15 protein-coding genes are annotated in these 15,739 nt (G+C 36.4%); all 15 read left to right on the forward strand.

Going from position 1 to position 15,739, the window contains the following annotated elements; translation table 11 throughout:
* Positions 1-7: 7 nt before the first annotated feature.
* The 15 genes from AsAng_RS25050 (at position 8) to AsAng_RS25120 (ending at position 15,649) form a co-directional block, all read left to right on the forward strand.
* Complete coding sequence (locus AsAng_RS25050; protein WP_264789873.1) at positions 8-1,063, forward strand: glycosyltransferase family 4 protein; 1,056 nt, start codon at positions 8-10, stop codon at positions 1,061-1,063.
* Positions 1,056-1,421 (forward strand): fluoride efflux transporter CrcB, encoded by a 366-nt coding sequence (gene crcB, locus AsAng_RS25055; protein WP_264789874.1) that lies wholly within the window; start codon positions 1,056-1,058, stop codon positions 1,419-1,421. Before AsAng_RS25050 ends, crcB begins: the two co-directional genes overlap by 8 nt.
* Positions 1,422-1,963: 542 nt before the next feature.
* The gene (locus AsAng_RS25060; RefSeq protein ID WP_407655308.1) at positions 1,964-2,806 is read left to right on the forward strand and encodes an ABC transporter permease; all 843 of its coding nucleotides are present in this window, start codon (positions 1,964-1,966) and stop codon (positions 2,804-2,806) included.
* Between the two features lie 31 nt (positions 2,807-2,837).
* Positions 2,838-4,115: an ABC transporter ATP-binding protein gene (locus AsAng_RS25065; RefSeq protein ID WP_264789875.1), complete on the forward strand. Its 1,278-nt coding sequence runs from the start codon at positions 2,838-2,840 to the stop codon at positions 4,113-4,115.
* A complete protein-coding gene (locus AsAng_RS25070) occupies positions 4,115-4,921 on the forward strand; it encodes a sulfotransferase family protein (RefSeq protein WP_264789876.1) in 807 nt (268 codons plus the stop codon). Before AsAng_RS25065 ends, AsAng_RS25070 begins: the two co-directional genes overlap by 1 nt.
* A 10-nt stretch (positions 4,922-4,931) precedes the next feature.
* The gene (gene asnB, locus AsAng_RS25075) at positions 4,932-6,866 is read left to right on the forward strand and encodes an asparagine synthase (glutamine-hydrolyzing) (protein ID WP_264789877.1); all 1,935 of its coding nucleotides are present in this window, start codon (positions 4,932-4,934) and stop codon (positions 6,864-6,866) included.
* Positions 6,859-7,875: a Gfo/Idh/MocA family protein gene (locus AsAng_RS25080; protein WP_264789878.1), complete on the forward strand. Its 1,017-nt coding sequence runs from the start codon at positions 6,859-6,861 to the stop codon at positions 7,873-7,875. Before asnB ends, AsAng_RS25080 begins: the two co-directional genes overlap by 8 nt.
* On the forward strand, positions 7,868-8,341 hold the full coding sequence (locus AsAng_RS25085) for an acyltransferase (RefSeq protein ID WP_264789879.1): 474 nt from the start codon (positions 7,868-7,870) through the stop codon (positions 8,339-8,341). Before AsAng_RS25080 ends, AsAng_RS25085 begins: the two co-directional genes overlap by 8 nt.
* Positions 8,338-9,429 carry a DegT/DnrJ/EryC1/StrS family aminotransferase gene (locus AsAng_RS25090; protein ID WP_264789880.1) on the forward strand — a complete coding sequence of 364 codons (1,092 nt, stop codon included), beginning with the start codon at positions 8,338-8,340 and terminating at the stop codon, positions 9,427-9,429. Before AsAng_RS25085 ends, AsAng_RS25090 begins: the two co-directional genes overlap by 4 nt.
* A 1-nt stretch (position 9,430) precedes the next feature.
* Complete coding sequence (locus AsAng_RS25095; protein WP_264789881.1) at positions 9,431-10,546, forward strand: glycosyltransferase family protein; 1,116 nt, start codon at positions 9,431-9,433, stop codon at positions 10,544-10,546.
* Between the two features lie 192 nt (positions 10,547-10,738).
* Complete coding sequence (locus AsAng_RS25100; RefSeq protein WP_264789882.1) at positions 10,739-11,635, forward strand: sulfotransferase; 897 nt, start codon at positions 10,739-10,741, stop codon at positions 11,633-11,635.
* Positions 11,636-11,941: 306 nt separating this feature from the next.
* A complete protein-coding gene (locus tag AsAng_RS25105) occupies positions 11,942-12,367 on the forward strand; it encodes a sugar 3,4-ketoisomerase (RefSeq protein ID WP_264789883.1) in 426 nt (141 codons plus the stop codon).
* Position 12,368: 1 nt separating this feature from the next.
* The gene (locus tag AsAng_RS25110) at positions 12,369-12,914 is read left to right on the forward strand and encodes an acyltransferase (protein WP_264789884.1); all 546 of its coding nucleotides are present in this window, start codon (positions 12,369-12,371) and stop codon (positions 12,912-12,914) included.
* Positions 12,915-12,989: 75 nt separating this feature from the next.
* Positions 12,990-14,096 carry a DegT/DnrJ/EryC1/StrS family aminotransferase gene (locus tag AsAng_RS25115; protein WP_264789885.1) on the forward strand — a complete coding sequence of 369 codons (1,107 nt, stop codon included), beginning with the start codon at positions 12,990-12,992 and terminating at the stop codon, positions 14,094-14,096.
* On the forward strand, positions 14,096-15,649 hold the full coding sequence (locus AsAng_RS25120) for an HMG-box domain-containing protein (RefSeq protein ID WP_264789886.1): 1,554 nt from the start codon (positions 14,096-14,098) through the stop codon (positions 15,647-15,649). Before AsAng_RS25115 ends, AsAng_RS25120 begins: the two co-directional genes overlap by 1 nt.
* Positions 15,650-15,739 lie beyond the last annotated feature (90 nt).

Genomic DNA, 15,739 nt, shown 5'->3' on the forward strand with positions numbered 1-15,739 from the left:
ATAAAGGATGTATGATATAATTCCAGCGTTTCTAACGGCCTTTTTAATCACCTACTTTGCTATACCTTCTATTATAAAAGTAGCAGTAGAAAAAAATTTGGTAGATGAGCCAGGAGAACGTCGTTCGCACTCAAAAAGTGTTCCTACATTAGGAGGGTTAGGCATCTTTGCAGGGCTAATCTTCTCTACTACTTTTTGGGTTCCCTTCCATGAACAACCTTCACATTTGCAATATATTCTTTGTGCATTTATTGTGATTTTTTTGATTGGAGCCAAAGATGACATTATCCCTTTGTCTCCTTCCAAGAAGTTTACGGGACAAATTTTTGCTGCTTTTTTGTTGGTTTATTTTGCCAAGATACAACTGACAAGTTTGTATGGCATTTTTGGTATTCATGAAATCTCTGATATAATAGGCATTCCTTTGACCGTTTTTACCATAATTGTAATCATTAATGCTTTTAATTTGATAGACGGAATCAATGCATTATCAGGGACAATAGGTTGTATTATCTGTGGAACATTTGGTTACTGGTTTTACATGATGAATCAGCCAGCCTTAGCCATTCTTTCCGCAGCATTAGCGGGATCGTTGATTGCTTTTTTGCGCTATAATCTAACCGCTGAAATTTTTATGGGAGATACGGGGTCTTTATTGATCGGGTTGACGGCTTCTATTTTGGCAATATCATTTATTCAAGCCAATGTTAGTTACGTCAATGAATACAGTGTAGAATCTGTCCCCGCCGTTACCATTGGTATTTTGATCATCCCTTTGTTTGACACCCTTCGTGTTTTTACATTAAGAATCCTTAAAGGACATTCCCCATTTAGCCCTGATCGAACGCATATACATCATTTGTTATTGGATTTGGGCTACACCCACTTGCAGGCTACAGGTTTGTTAGGTTTTGTTAATCTCTTGTTCATCGTAGTTGTATTTGAATTACAATGGTTAGGTACACTAGAGTTGGGCGGCTTGGTTATTCTTTTGGGGATACTATTTACAGCAATTGTAGAATATGCTTTGCGTCGCAAAAAAAGAAAAGAAAAACATGCTTAATCTAATTGCTGTATTTATAGGAGGAGGGTTAGGAAGCCTGTGTCGTTATGGTCTAAGTTTGTGTTTACCCAACTCATCTTTTCCCTTAGCTACTTTATTGGCCAATGTATTTGCCTGTTTCATTTTGGGCTTTTTGACAGGGTATTTGCTAAAAAATAGCCTTACAGAGCACTGGAAGTTGTTGTTGGGAACAGGTTTTTGTGGAGGATTTAGCACGTTTAGCACCTTCTCAAAAGAAGTTTTAGAGTTGACTCAAGATAGTTTGACAATAACTGCCGCAGGTCATTTAGTGATGAGTTTAGTGCTTGGAATTTTGGCAGTTTACCTAGGGCTTTTGCTCGCTAATTATAGGGCATAACAGCCGCTAATTGGATGGTGTTTTATGAGGGAGAAATCATAAAAAGAGAGGTTCTTTGACAACCCGTAGGCTCACGCAGTAAATTGTGTGAAATCGTAAACTACCTTGCCTGCTTATTACTACTTTTGTTATAAGTTAATAGGTCGTAAGTCGTATGTCCTGTATTTACAGGAACTAAGCATACGACTTACGACCTATAACTTTCTTCTAAACCACATAAACGTAGTGCACGAGCAGTTTGGTATGGTGTACCAACGGGGATGCCTAGCAGCGAAGCTAAAAAGTAGTTAAAAGCTTACCCTTTTTAGTGTTTACCACACGATTAGCTTCACTGCTACTGCGTGAGCCTACGGGTTGTCAAAGAACTAAAAGAGATAATAATTAATCAAATTAAAGGACCTAATTCACTAAAAAAGATAATTTGCACAATACAAGGATATTACAATAGCAATAGCTATCTTTGATCCTCAAAAGTTAATTTTAGCTTTTATTATTGCATGTAAACATTCAGGTCTCGTAGAGTATTAAATAGTTGGTTTAAGATGAAAGAGAAGTGGGATTTAATTATAAAGCCACAGCAAAAATTGCTAAAGATTAATGTAAAAGAAATTTGGCAATATCGTGATCTATTGACTATGTTCGTTAAAAGGGATGTAGTAACAGTATATAAACAAACTGTTTTAGGTCCCATTTGGTTTTTTATACAACCAATAATGACAATGTTTGTATATGTGGTTGTTTTTGGTCGTATTGCAGGAATTGCTACAGACGGAATTCCTCAACCGCTGTTTTATTTGTCTGGCATTATTATTTGGAACTATTTTCATGAATGCTTTATGCAAACCTCCAATACTTTTGCTCAGAATCAAGACATGTTTGGGAAGGTTTATTTTCCTCGCCTCATTATGCCTTTGTCTAAGGTTGTGTCTGGATTGATCAAATTTTTTATTCAATTTACGCTCTTTATAGCGGTGTATGGTTACTTCATTTATAAGGATGTAGGAATTGAAATTTCCAGCAGCATTCTAATGGCTCCTTTTCTTTTAATATTAATGGCTGGTTTAGGCTTAGGATTTGGCTTGGTTTTTACTTCCATGACTACCAAATATCGAGATTTAAAATTCTTGGTTCAATTTGGAGTACAATTATTATTGTATGCAACTCCTATTATTTATCCAATGAGTTTAATTGAGGGGAAATTAAAAGATGTAATGAGCCTAAATCCATTAGCACATATTGTTGAAGCATTTAAATATGGTTTTCTAGGACAGGGAGAAATCTCTACCTATGGCTTAGTTTATTCAACCATTTTTACGATCGTAATTGTGTTTGCAGGTATTTTGATTTTTAATAAAACAGAAAGAAGTTTTGTGGATACGATCTAAACGTATTCTAAAAATATAAAGACTATAGTATATGTCTGATATTGTATTAAGTGTTGAAAATTTATCCAAGCAGTATCGTGTTGGCGAGATAAGCACAGGAACTTTGTCTAATGATATGAAGCGTTGGTGGGCACAATTACGTGGCAAAGAAGATCCTTTTAGTTTGGTTGGACAGGTCAACGATCGAACCAAAAAGTCTGAATCTGATTTTGTTTGGGCCTTAAAAGACATTAACTTTCAGGTACAAAGAGGCGACGTTCTAGGGATTGTCGGCAAAAATGGAGCGGGCAAATCTACCCTCCTAAAATTAATTTCTAGAATAACCTCGCCTACAACAGGAAGTATAAAAGCAAGAGGCAGAATTGCTTCTTTGTTAGAAGTTGGAACAGGAATGCACCCTGAAATGACAGCTAGGGAGAACATCTATCTGAATGGTGCAATTATGGGAATGACCAAAAGGGAAATATCTCGCAAATTTGATGAAATTGTTGATTTTGCAGGCTGTGCTTTATATGTTGATACGCCCGTTAAGCGTTATTCTTCGGGGATGCGGGTGCGCTTAGGCTTTGCCGTTGCCGCTTTTTTAGAACCCGAAATATTAATCGTTGATGAGGTCTTAGCAGTTGGTGATGCCGAATTTCAAAAAAAGGCGATCGGAAAAATGAAGGATGTGAGTAGCGGAGAGGGTCGAACTGTTTTGTTTGTTAGCCATAATATGGAGTCTATAGAAGCGCTGTGTACCAGTTGTACCGTTCTTAAAAATGGAACTGTCCTAAGTCATGGTAAGACGAATGATATGATTGAGTTGTATTTAAATGATAATCGAGAAAAAACAACTCAACTATTGGGGCATCGTACGGATCGTAAGGGCAACGGACGTTATAGAATTATGGACACCACTGTTTGTACCAATAATCAGCCTACAGGTTATTTGAAGGTTGGGCAACAGGGGCAAATTATATTGGACGTTGTTCAAAAAGATAACGTAAAGATTCCTATTAGTATTAGCATTGGTATTCACGATTCGAAAGGTATTCGAGTGTCTACTTTGTCTTCTATGTTTTTTCCTGAAACCTTGTCTATTGATCGAAATTTTAAGGTAGAGTTTGCCTTGGATAAGGTAGCTTTGTATGCTGGAGAATATTTTTGTAATGTCTTTTTGAGAGAGGGCGAACAAGGAGATATTGTAGATTGGGTACAAGATGCTTTTATCCTTCGTATAGAGGGAGGCGATTTTTATGGTGCTGGAAAAAATAATGTGTCACAAGGTGATAAAGTGTTTATTAATCATAAAATTAATTTGATTTAATGAAGTATCTATTTATTGGAGGTTGCGGAAGATCAGGAACTTCTTTTGTTCAAAAGATAATTATTTCTCATTCAAAGATAAAAGGAGGACCAGAGTTTGATTTCCTTCAACCTTTGTTGACTACTTACAAAAGGATGATCACACCTTTTCACTTAGAGCGGCAACAATATTTTTATGATAGAGCATCATTAGACCAATACTTAAGAACCTTTATTGATAGTGCTTTATTAAATAAGCATAAAGATGAAGCTAACATTGAGTTCTTTTCAGAAAAAACGCCTAATAATATAGATGTTGCAGAACAATTATTAACCTTATTCCCCGATGCTTTTTTTATTAATATAATTAGAGATGGAAGGGACGTTTTAGTTTCTCACTTTGATGTAGAAGCACGATTTATAAAATCTGGAACGCCCTATAACAAACAAAATTTTGCATTAGAAAAAGTTTGCAACCTTTGGAATAAAAGTGTAAACACCTATTTTGAATTAGCAAAAAAAGAGCAGTTTAAGGATCGAGTTATTAACTTGATTTATGAAGATTTATTGCAACATCCAGAACGAGAACTCGCTAGAATTTGCCAACAAATAGGAATTGATTTGGAACCCGATATGCTCAGTCCTGGCAAAAAAAAGGTAGAGGATGGTCCTTTGCAAGTGGATAATATTTGGCACACCAAGGCAATGTTAAATGCTAATTTTGACACCTCTAAAATAGGAAGATGGAAAGGAAAGTTGAGCTTCCTACAAAAGAGAAAAGCAGAAAAACTAATGCAAGCTAATTTGAAACGATTGAATTATCTATAAGTAAGAGTATATGTGTGGAATTTCAGGTGTTGTCTATTTTAATGAGATAGAAGTATCTCATGAAATCATCTCTGATTTTAATAATCAGTTGGTTCATCGTGGTCCAGATGGATATGATGTCTGGGTTGATAAAGATTTGAATATTGGTTTAGGGCATCGTCGTTTATCGATTTTAGACTTATCCGAAAAGGCGAGTCAACCCATGTCTTTTGCCAACGATCGATATTGGATGGTATACAATGGAGAAGTCTACAATTTTATTGAATTGAGAGATGAATTGACCAAATTAGGGCATTCTTTTCGTTCGGATAGCGATTCAGAAGTTGTTTTAGCGGCTTATACCGAGTGGGGGGGCGATTGTGTGAATAGATTTAATGGAATGTGGGCGATTGCTATCTTAGATCGACACAAAAAAGAATTGTTCTTATCCAGAGATCGTTTTGGCATCAAACCATTTTATTACACCAATGCCAATGGTGTTTTTGCCTTTGCTTCAGAGTCCATTGCTTTTCATAAATTACACGGATTTAAAAAAGAATTCCATAAAAATAACCTCCTTTATAACATTACCAATCCTTACTCTTTGGAGGGAACAGGACAGACAATTTATAAAGACCTCTATCAAATCAATGCTGGGCACAGCGCAGTACTTGATTTAAAAACAGGAGCTTTTAATGAATATCAATGGTGGGATACGTTTAAAAATCAAGTGGAGGTTCCCACAAAATATGAGGATCAAGTTGCTGTCTTTAGAGAGCTGGTTGAAGATGCTACAAGAATAAGAATGAGAAGCGATGTGCCATTGGCTAGCGCACTGAGTGGGGGAGTGGATTCTTCGGCGGTTTATTGTTTGATTAATCACATTATGAAAAAGCAAGATGTCCGTCGTGTTCACAGCGATTGGCAGAAGGCTTATAACATTGGTTTTCCAGGTTCTATCTTTGACGAAAGCCATTTTGCACAGCAAGTAATTGATTATACAGGCGGACAAGGACGTTTTTTATTGCCAGATTACTCTAATTTGGTAGATGATATTGTTGCCTCGACCTTGTTGTTTGACAATATCTATAACATCCCCATTTATCCACTGTCTATGGTTTATGGAGGGATGCAACAGGATGGCTATAAGATCTCAATGGATGGTCATGGAGTAGATGAAATGATGTTTGGTTATAGAGCATCTATCAAAGGAGTTTATCGAGATGCGCTCCAAAGTGGAAATAAAGAGCAAGAGCAGGCGATCAGAGAAACTTATATTGGTATGTTTCCAAAAGAAGAACAGAGCAAACAAGCCAAATTGTTAGAGGCTTTGGGGCATACTCAAAAAGAAAAATTGAATTTATTGCAACGAGGGATACGAAAGGTTGGTCGCTTCTTGAATCAAGAAAAGCCTTCACCTTCTTTCTTTTCGTTTTTAGAAAAAAGTACTCCTATTGCTTACCCTCCATTGAGTCTAGACAACTCTATGTCAAAAGGCAATGTGCATTTATACGAGATGTTTCATCAGTCTGTACTGCCTTCTATTTTGAGAAACTTTGACCGTGGAGCCATGCAAAAAAGCATCGAAATTCGAATGCCTTTTATGGATTGGAGATTGGTTTCTTATGTTTTTTCGCTTCCATTAGAAAGCAAGTTAGGAGGCGGCTATACCAAGAGAATACTTAGAGATAGCATGACTGGAATTATGCCAGAAGCTATTCGTACACGAAAGTTAAAAGTAGGAATGTCTTCTCCTATGCCCAAGTGGTTTGGTAATGAACTAAAACCTTTGATTATGGATGAACTACAATCTATTGCTTTTCAAAATAACGATCTGTGGGATGCAAAAGCGATCACGGCCTTTGTTGAAAATAGGATAAAAAACAACACTTGGACTTATGAAGAGTGTATACAGTTTTGGCCTTTGTTTAACGCACATATAATAACTAAAAACTTAAATGGATAATCTAAAGTTTGCTATCGTTGGTTGTGGACGAATTGCTCAACGCCATGCTAAGCACATAAAGAATACAATGGGTTCTACCTTAGTAGCTGTTTGTGACATTGTAGAAGAAAAAGCAAATCAGTTAGGGGAAGAATATGCTGCTAAAGCGTATTATACAATAGAAGAAATGCTCAAAGATGAGCAGATTGATATTGTTTCTATTTGTAGCCCAAACGGTTGGCATGCCCAACATTCTATCTTGTCATTAAAGGCAGGAAAGCACGTGCTCTGCGAAAAACCAATGGCTATTTCTGTTTATGATTGTGGTGAAATGATTAAAACAGCAGAAAAAGCCAATAAACGTTTGTTTGTCATCAAACAGAATCGTTACAACCCACCAGTTCATGCTGTTAAACAACTGATAGAAGAGGGCAAGATGGGGAAAATTAACAGCGTACAACTTTCTTGCTTTTGGAATCGAAACGATGCTTATTATGCCAATAGTTGGAAGGGGACTAAGGATCTAGACGGTGGAACTTTATATACTCAGTTTAGTCATTTTGTCGATTTGCTGTACTACTTGGTTGGGGATGTAAAAGAGGTAAAGGCTTTTGGTGCTAATTACTGCCATCAGGGAGTCATCGAATTTGAGGATACTGGTGTAGTGATTCTTAGATTTCACAATAATGCCATTGGCACCATCAATTATACGGTTAATAGTTATGGTGGTAATATGGAAGGATCATTGACGATTTTTGGAGATAAAGGAACCGTTAAGATTGGAGGACAATACTTAAATGAACTGGAGTACCAGAAAATTGAAAATTACACCATCTCTGATTTGCCAGAAGGAAACACGGCGAATAATTATGGGCAGTATCAGGGCTCTATGTCTAATCATGACATGGTTTACAAAAATGTCGTAGATGTTTTATTGAATAGTGGTCAGATTACAACCAATATGTTTGAAGGGCTAAAAACGGTAGAAATTGTAGATCGTATTTATAATGAAATAGAAAAAAATGGCTAAGAATTATCCAGATAAGCGCTACCAATCTACCATCCGAGATGTTGTTTTTGGAGAAAATGTCACGGTAGTAGAGCCTGTCAATATTTACGAATGTGAGATTGGAGCAAATTCTTTTGTAGGCCCTTTTGTTGAAATTCAGAAAAAAGTAACGATAGGGACACAAACTAAAATACAATCTCATACATTTGTGTGCGAATTAGTAACGATTGGTGACAATTGTTTTATTGGTCATGGAGTAATGTTTATCAACGATTTATTTGAGGAGGGTGGACCTGCTATGGGAGATACTACCAAATGGAAATCTACCCATATTGGGAATGGAGTCTCTATTGGCTCTAATGCTACAATTTTGCCCGTTAGTATTTGTGCTGGTGCTGTGATTGGTGCTGGTGCTGTGGTTACAAAAAATATAACTGTTAAAGGTGTTTATGCAGGAAACCCCGCTAAATTATTAAGAAAATTATGATTCCATTTGTAGATTTAAAAGCTCAATACAATAGTATAAAAGAAGAGATAGATGAAGCTATCCAAAATGTGATTAGTCAAACTGCCTTTATTGGAGGAAGTTATGCTGCTAAATTTGAAAAAGAATTTGCTGATTTTTTAGGTGTCAACCACTGTATTGCTTGTGCCAATGGAACCGATTCTTTAGAAATTTTGCTTCAGGCTATGGGTGTCGGACAGGGGGATGAAGTGTTGGTGCCTGCCATTTCTTGGATTTCTACCTCTGAGGCGGTTTCTTCATTAGGGGCAAAACCTGTATTTGTAGATGTTGATCCCAATTTTTATACCATTGATCTGGATTTGATTGAGGCTAAAATTACCGCAAAAACTAAGGCGATTATCCCTGTTCATTTATATGGGCAGCCTGTTGATATGGTGCGCTTAATGGAAATTGCTCGCCAACATGGTCTAAAGGTCTTGGAAGATTGCGCTCAAGCACATGCGGCTGAATTTAATGGACAAAAAATAGGAACTTTTGGGGATTGTGCTTCTTTTAGTTTTTATCCAGGAAAAAACTTGGGGGCTTATGGAGATTCTGGAGGTATGGTTACCAATGACCCAGAAATTGCACGAGTAGCTCGAATGATTGCCAATCATGGACAGGAAGGAAAACACAATCATTTGATGGAAGGACGAAACAGTAGAATGGATGGGATGCAGGCGGCTATTTTATCCGTAAAATTGAAGTATTTATCAGAATGGACTGCTGCTAGAATTGCCAATGCTAAAAACTATACAGCACTTTTGAAGGATAGTGGTCTTGATTTACCTGCTGTTATTGAAAATGGAAAGCATGTTTTTCACCTATATGTAATTCGAACAAAGGATAGAACTGCATTAATGGAAAAGCTTAAAGCAGAGGGGATTGGCGTTGCTATTCATTATCCTACGGCATTGCCATTTCTAAAATGTTATGAAGCGATGAATCATCAAATTGAAGAGTTCCCCGTGGCACATCAACTCACTCAAGAAATTGTTTCTTTGCCTATGTTTGCAGAGTTAAAGCGTAGTGAAATTGAATTGGTTTGCCAACAAATTAAACAGAACTAGTATGAGGGTCTTTCAATTTGTAAAGCAGGTCACTCCCAATACAGAACAATTTGAAAAAAAATATGAAAAGGTTCTGGATTCATTGTCTTACAATGAAATGAGGGAGTTGTACTTAAATGATAGATTCTATTCTACACATATTCTAAAACCTGTATTAGATTTTGATTGGCAACAAGTAAATTATACGGTCTGGGATTATGAGCGTTTGCAACGCAAGTGGGCAGAGGAAAAAGGCTTTACATATAAAAACATAAAAGAGGTTTTATTTGCTCAAATTGAAGAGTTTAGACCAGAGGTGATTTATAACCTTCAACCTATTTACTTTTCAAAGGATGAAATTCAAAATATTTCAGGTAATCCTAAAAAAATCTGTTGGTTTGCAGCGCCTACCAATTCTAAAATGGATTTTTCGGCCTATGATATTCGATTGACCAACTTAACCTTGGATTTAAAAAATGAGGCAACCGATACCTTTAGAAACGTCTATTTTTATCCAGCGATTGATGATTGCATGAATCGATTGAGTAGCAATCAAAACAGAGATATTGATATTTTGTTTTATGGGCAGTATGTAAAGGGCTATTTTTCGAACAGAAATGCATTGATGAACCAACTAATAGACTTTAAGTTGGAATCTACTTATAATATTAAAATGCATTTGCTGTGTCAAGTAATAAAAGAACCCATTATTAATATCCCATATATTCGAGGAAAGTTCAAAAAGATGGTTTTTCCTCCTAAAAAAGTTTGGCAAAACAAGGATCATGCTTTATTTGGGGCAGATTTATATTCTACTATATCAAGAAGTAAAATTGTCGTTAATGCAGGTGTTGACTTTTCGGGAGAGCACAAAGTAAATATGCGCAATTTTGAGACAACAGGTTGTGGAGCAATGTTATTATCGGATAAAGGAATTTATCCCAAGGGGTTTGTAGCGGGGAAAAACTATGTGGCTTATGAAAATTTTAGCGACTTAGTAGAAAAAGCAACTTATTATTTGGAGCATGAACAAGAGCGTTTAACAATTGCTAATAATGGCAGAGCGGAGATAAGCCAGATTTATTCTAAAGAGAATCAATGGAATGAATTTGTGAAAATTTGCGAATCAATTGCCTAAATATACTGTAACAAAAGTTATGGATGGTTTTTACAAAGCGTTTTAGATGAGATTCGATGAAAATTACAGCCTGATAGCAGCGCTATCAAGGCGAAAATTTGAAAAAGAAGATTGCTAAAAGACTCGATTAAAAAGTATTTAGAAATTTTTGTTACAGTGTACTAAAATAGTAGACTATAATTTTATTGTGAAATGGTTGAATTAACTTCTTACTTTCCTGATTTTATAATTGTTGGGGCAGCAAAATCAGGTACCTCTTCTCTGCATAGATACTTAAGTACGCATCCAGATATTTATATGCCTAAACTTAAGGAGTTGAATTTTATGCATACCTATGGGCAGGGACCCTTGCCTATTTTGGAGCGTTTTCCTGAAATGCCAACCAATGAAATGGCTTATGCAGGGCATTTTTATGAAGCTAAGGATCATCAACAAAAGGGAGAGGCTTCGCCTTCTTATTTGATTTATTATGAGCGAACGATTGCAACCATAAAAAAATTCTATAAGGGCAAAAAAGAACCTAAAATAATTATTATTCTTAGAGAACCTATTGATAAGATTTGGTCGCATTTTAGGTTTAATAGAATGCACAAGTTAGACCCTGATTGCTTATCTTTGGAAGAAGCCCTTGAAGTAGAGTCAAAACGATTAAAAGATCCCTCTTACTTGCCAGATGTACATTATATTCATAATACCAAGTACTTGGAGCAAGTGAAGGCTTATCTTGACAACTTCGAGGAAGTAAAAGTAGTTTTATTTGATGATCTAAATGAACATCCCGTAAAGCTGATGACAGAAATCCATGCCTTTCTTGGGGTAAAAGATCTCATTCCAGAGGATTTGGGTAAAAAGTATAATAAATCAAACACGAAGGCCGTTCCTACCAATAAAATGATTGCTTGGGCAATGGAAGCAGGACTGACTAGAGTTCCTTTTCCTTTCAAAGAACAATTAAAAAATAAGTTACTGAAGAAAGAAACAATGGACGAATCTGTTCGTGCAAAATTGGTACAAATCTTTAAACCAGAAGTGGAGCAGTTACAAGAGTTGTTGGGGCAAGATTTATCGTCATGGTTAGCCAATTATTAAAAAAATTAAGGAAGCAGAAGGAAAATATTCTTTAAACTATTGAGAGCGATTACTTATTATTGTTTAAGAGCTGAAAAGCAACGCAATTATAGTTAATTTCAATTGTTCATCGTTAAAAATAGATTCCATCGTGCTGTGATGAATCAGATTTTATGTCGATTGTCTAAGCCTTAGTATTCTTTATGGTCGCCATAGGATCGATTCCACAAAACAGCCAATCCAGCTTGCTGGTTCAGGCAAGAAACACCACGTAACTAAAGCATTCGCAACGTAATTCCATTTTTTAACAATTTCAACTAAAAAAGTGTGCATCAAAAACCTCATATCATAAAATTTGACCAAATTGGCGCTCCTTCTTTGGGCTATATTAGTGTCGCTGAAGTGGCAGACAATATACCTTTTGAAATAAAAAGAGTGTATTGGACTTATTTTACACCCAATCATATCGAACGGGGCAATCATTCCCACTTGGCTTTAGAGCAAGTTATTATTAGTGTTGCAGGAATCATTTCTTTTGAATTTGAAAATGTAGAAGGGGAAATTTTTGAGTTTGTATTGGATGAGCCAAGCAAAGGTATTTATGTGCCGCCAGGTTATTGGAGAAAGATGAAATTTTCGCATAATGCTGTTTTATTGTGTATGGCTTCATTACTTTATGATGAATCTGATTATATTCGAGATTATAATACATTTAAAAACTTAGGCAACTCTGTTGACAAGAATCTAGATTAGTATGATACATGAAACGGCTTTAGTTCAATCCAAACAGATCGGAAAGGGCACGAATATTTGGCAATTTGTTGTTGTGCTTCCCAAGGCAAGCATAGGCGAAAACGTCAATATTTGTAGCCATTGTTTTATTGAAAATGATGTTACGATTGGAGATAATGTCACCATTAAATGCGGGGTGCAAGTTTGGGATGGTATTACCATTCAAGACAATGTTTTTATAGGCCCTAATGTTACCTTTACAAATGATTTGTATCCTAGATCTAAACAGTATGCGGCTGAGTGGACCAAAACAAAGATTGAGTTGGGGGCTTCAATAGGTGCAAATGCTACGATCATGGCTGGAATAACTGTTGGATCTTTTGCCATGGTTGGTGCAGGAAGTGTTGTTACCAAGGATCTTCCTCCTTATACATTGTGGTATGGGAATCCTGCTGTTCACAAAGGCTATGTGACAGAAACAGGCGAAATTTTAGATTTACAGCTATTTTCAAAACAAAAACAGGCGCAATATATTATGGTGAATGGAAAACCTGTATTACAAGATTAATACAATTCATTCATGAATTATCGTTCTCCAATATTATCTATTGGCTAATTGCCACAAAATTAGAAGTTTAATAATATGGTCAAATTCCTCGATTTACAAAAAATAAATGCTCAATACCAAGACGAACTAAAAGCTGTTACTGCTCAAATTATTGATTCTGGTTGGTATATTTTGGGAAATTCAGTTGCTCAATTTGAAGCTGATTTTGCAGCCTACTGCAAGGTAAAGCATTGCATAGGAGTAGCAAATGGTTTAGATGCTTTGATTCTTGTTTTACGAGCTTATAAAATGCTGGGAAAACTACAGGATGGAGATGAAGTAATTGTGCCTGCCAATACCTTTATTGCTACCGTACTAGCAATTAGTGAAAATGGTTTGGTTCCTGTATTTGTTGAACCACAGGAAGCTACTTTTAACATCAATGTTGCTAAGATAGAAGCGGCAATTAGCCCCAAAACAAAAGTAATCATGCCCGTTCATTTGTATGGGCAGGCCGTGGATATGGCTACGGTTATGTCTATAGCCCAAAAGCATAATTTATTGGTATTGGAAGATGCTGCTCAGGCTCATGGTGCGTATTGGGGAGCTAAAAAGACAGGAAATTGGGGGCATGCAGCTGGATTTTCTTTCTATCCTGGCAAAAATCTTGGTGCTTTAGGAGACGGAGGAGCGGTGACAACCAATGATGATGAGTTGGCAAAAATGGTTAGAATCTTACGCAATTATGGCTCTGAAAAAAAATACCACAATCAGGTAGTTGGAATGAACAGCCGATTGGACGAGTTGCAGGCGGGAATATTATCGGTTAAGTTGGCTTATTTGGATCAAGAAACGAAGGTGAGAAGGGCAATTGCTAAACGATACAATGATGAAATAAAGAACCCTTTAATTACATTGCCAGAATGGAATCAAGAAGAATGGGGGCATGTATTCCATCTTTATGTGATTCGTTGCCAACATCGAACAGCATTGCAAGAATACCTTAGTGAAAACGAGATTCAAACGGTTATTCATTACCCCATTCCTCCGCACAAGCAAGCAGCATATCAAGCATGGAACGAGGACTCTTATCCTTTAACGGAAACCATCCACGAAGAAGTATTGAGTATTCCAATTAGCCCAGTGTTGACAGAGGAAGAAGTGACCGAAGTAATCCAAAAGATCAACAACTTTACGATTTAATGAAGAGCTGGGATATTGATATAGCGCTACATGAGTTACTTGTTCATCGAGCAGAACAATTATACCAAACAAAAGCGTATAAAAAAGCAGCGGAGCTGATTGCTGAAATCGCTGCTTTTGAAGCAAGCAATTATATTGGCTATTTGTCTTCTATTCGATTGGAAGAGTTATTAGTAAAGATTGCTGCTGAATTATTCCCAATAGCCAATTATAAAAGAAAAGAAACCGCACAAAGGAAAGTACTACACATCGGGACTCGATTCTATAATATAGGTGGGCATACTCAAGTTGCATTAAGTTGGATGAAGAATGACTTAAATAGCGAATCACATCTATTGTTATTGGATCAAGATCGAGCATTGGATTTAACCATAAATGGAACGCTTTATCAATTAGAAGAAAAAGAACCATGGGCTAAAGCGCAGGCTTTGAGGCGTTTTTTGGAAGAACATTATTTTGATGTTATAGTGCTGCATCAGCACATGGATGATATTGTGCCGACCTTAGCGTTGTGGGATCTTAAACAGAAAGGGGATAGCTTGGTATTGTTTTACAACCATGCCAATTTTAGATTTTCATTGGGCAATATTATAGCGCATAAGCGCATCAATATTTGTGAAGGGGATGTGGTTATTTCAGAGAAATATCGATATCCAATGGATGATCAGATTCTTTATTTTATCTTAGGAGAAACCATGCCCAAGCAATTGTCCATTCAAGAAAAATTAGCGTACAAAAAGCAATTGGGAATAGGGCAGACGCAAAAAATATTTTTTACAATAGGAGCAGCGTATAAATATACGCCATTTGAAACCGTCAATTTTTTGAAGGAATGGAATACGTTCTTATTGGAGCATGAAGCGTGTACCTTGATAATGGTCGGTTGTGGGCAAGAAGATTTTGATAAATTTTGTCCCAATACCCAAAAAGCTCCCAATCTTTTGCTAAAAGGGCATGTAAAGAACCCGCTGATGTATTATCAGATAACAGATTATATTGTTGATATATATCCTCTGCAAACGGGATTGGGAACGCTTAATGGCTTATACCATGGAGTGCCACCTATTTTACCTTACCAAGAGACGGTGATGGTGTTGGGCAATGAAATGAATAAGTTGTATCCAAGAGCAATTGAAAATTATCTTTCTTACAGCACTAAGGAGGGCTATTTTAAGTTTATAAAAGAAGAAATAGCAACAGGAGCCTACAAGAGTTGGGCTTCGAAAGTGATAGAACAGCACATTCAATCTAAATTTTTGTTGAAACCATGGCAAAAACAATTAGAAGAATTATATAAAACTCCAGTAGTAACAGGCATTGACGTTGACGCTTCTAACGATGTATTAAATACATCCAAACCCTCCCAAAGTTGGTATAAATTTACCGCCTCACCAGATCGAAGTATTCAATTGATTGCTTTGGGTTTTCGGTACAATATCCCATTAAGTTTTAACTTGTTACGACTTTATTTTAACCTGATTGCTAAGCAAAAAAAATTGACAGGGGCAGGACTCAAGGTCTTTAGCAACTATTTATTAGGAAAATATAAATAAACGGCTTAGTGTATTAAAAACTATTGCATGATAAACAATGGTTCGTTAAAAAAGTTACCTTCAATTAAAAAATAATGAACTAGGTATAAA

The organism is Aureispira anguillae, from assembly GCF_026000115.1.
GTDB classification, from domain to species: domain Bacteria; phylum Bacteroidota; class Bacteroidia; order Chitinophagales; family Saprospiraceae; genus Aureispira; species Aureispira anguillae.

Coding starts and splice junctions, on each gene's coding strand:
- AsAng_RS25095 (WP_264789881.1), top strand. CDS start 9,431: ATGAGGGTCTTTCAATTTGTAAAGCAGGTCACTCCCAATACAGAACAA.
- AsAng_RS25050 (WP_264789873.1), top strand. CDS start 8: ATGTATGATATAATTCCAGCGTTTCTAACGGCCTTTTTAATCACCTAC.
- asnB (WP_264789877.1), top strand. CDS start 4,932: ATGTGTGGAATTTCAGGTGTTGTCTATTTTAATGAGATAGAAGTATCT.
- AsAng_RS25065 (WP_264789875.1), top strand. CDS start 2,838: ATGTCTGATATTGTATTAAGTGTTGAAAATTTATCCAAGCAGTATCGT.
- AsAng_RS25090 (WP_264789880.1), top strand. CDS start 8,338: ATGATTCCATTTGTAGATTTAAAAGCTCAATACAATAGTATAAAAGAA.
- AsAng_RS25115 (WP_264789885.1), top strand. CDS start 12,990: ATGGTCAAATTCCTCGATTTACAAAAAATAAATGCTCAATACCAAGAC.
- AsAng_RS25080 (WP_264789878.1), top strand. CDS start 6,859: ATGGATAATCTAAAGTTTGCTATCGTTGGTTGTGGACGAATTGCTCAA.
- AsAng_RS25110 (WP_264789884.1), top strand. CDS start 12,369: ATGATACATGAAACGGCTTTAGTTCAATCCAAACAGATCGGAAAGGGC.
- AsAng_RS25120 (WP_264789886.1), top strand. CDS start 14,096: ATGAAGAGCTGGGATATTGATATAGCGCTACATGAGTTACTTGTTCAT.
- crcB (WP_264789874.1), top strand. CDS start 1,056: ATGCTTAATCTAATTGCTGTATTTATAGGAGGAGGGTTAGGAAGCCTG.
- AsAng_RS25070 (WP_264789876.1), top strand. CDS start 4,115: ATGAAGTATCTATTTATTGGAGGTTGCGGAAGATCAGGAACTTCTTTT.
- AsAng_RS25100 (WP_264789882.1), top strand. CDS start 10,739: ATGGTTGAATTAACTTCTTACTTTCCTGATTTTATAATTGTTGGGGCA.
- AsAng_RS25085 (WP_264789879.1), top strand. CDS start 7,868: ATGGCTAAGAATTATCCAGATAAGCGCTACCAATCTACCATCCGAGAT.
- AsAng_RS25060 (WP_407655308.1), top strand. CDS start 1,964: ATGAAAGAGAAGTGGGATTTAATTATAAAGCCACAGCAAAAATTGCTA.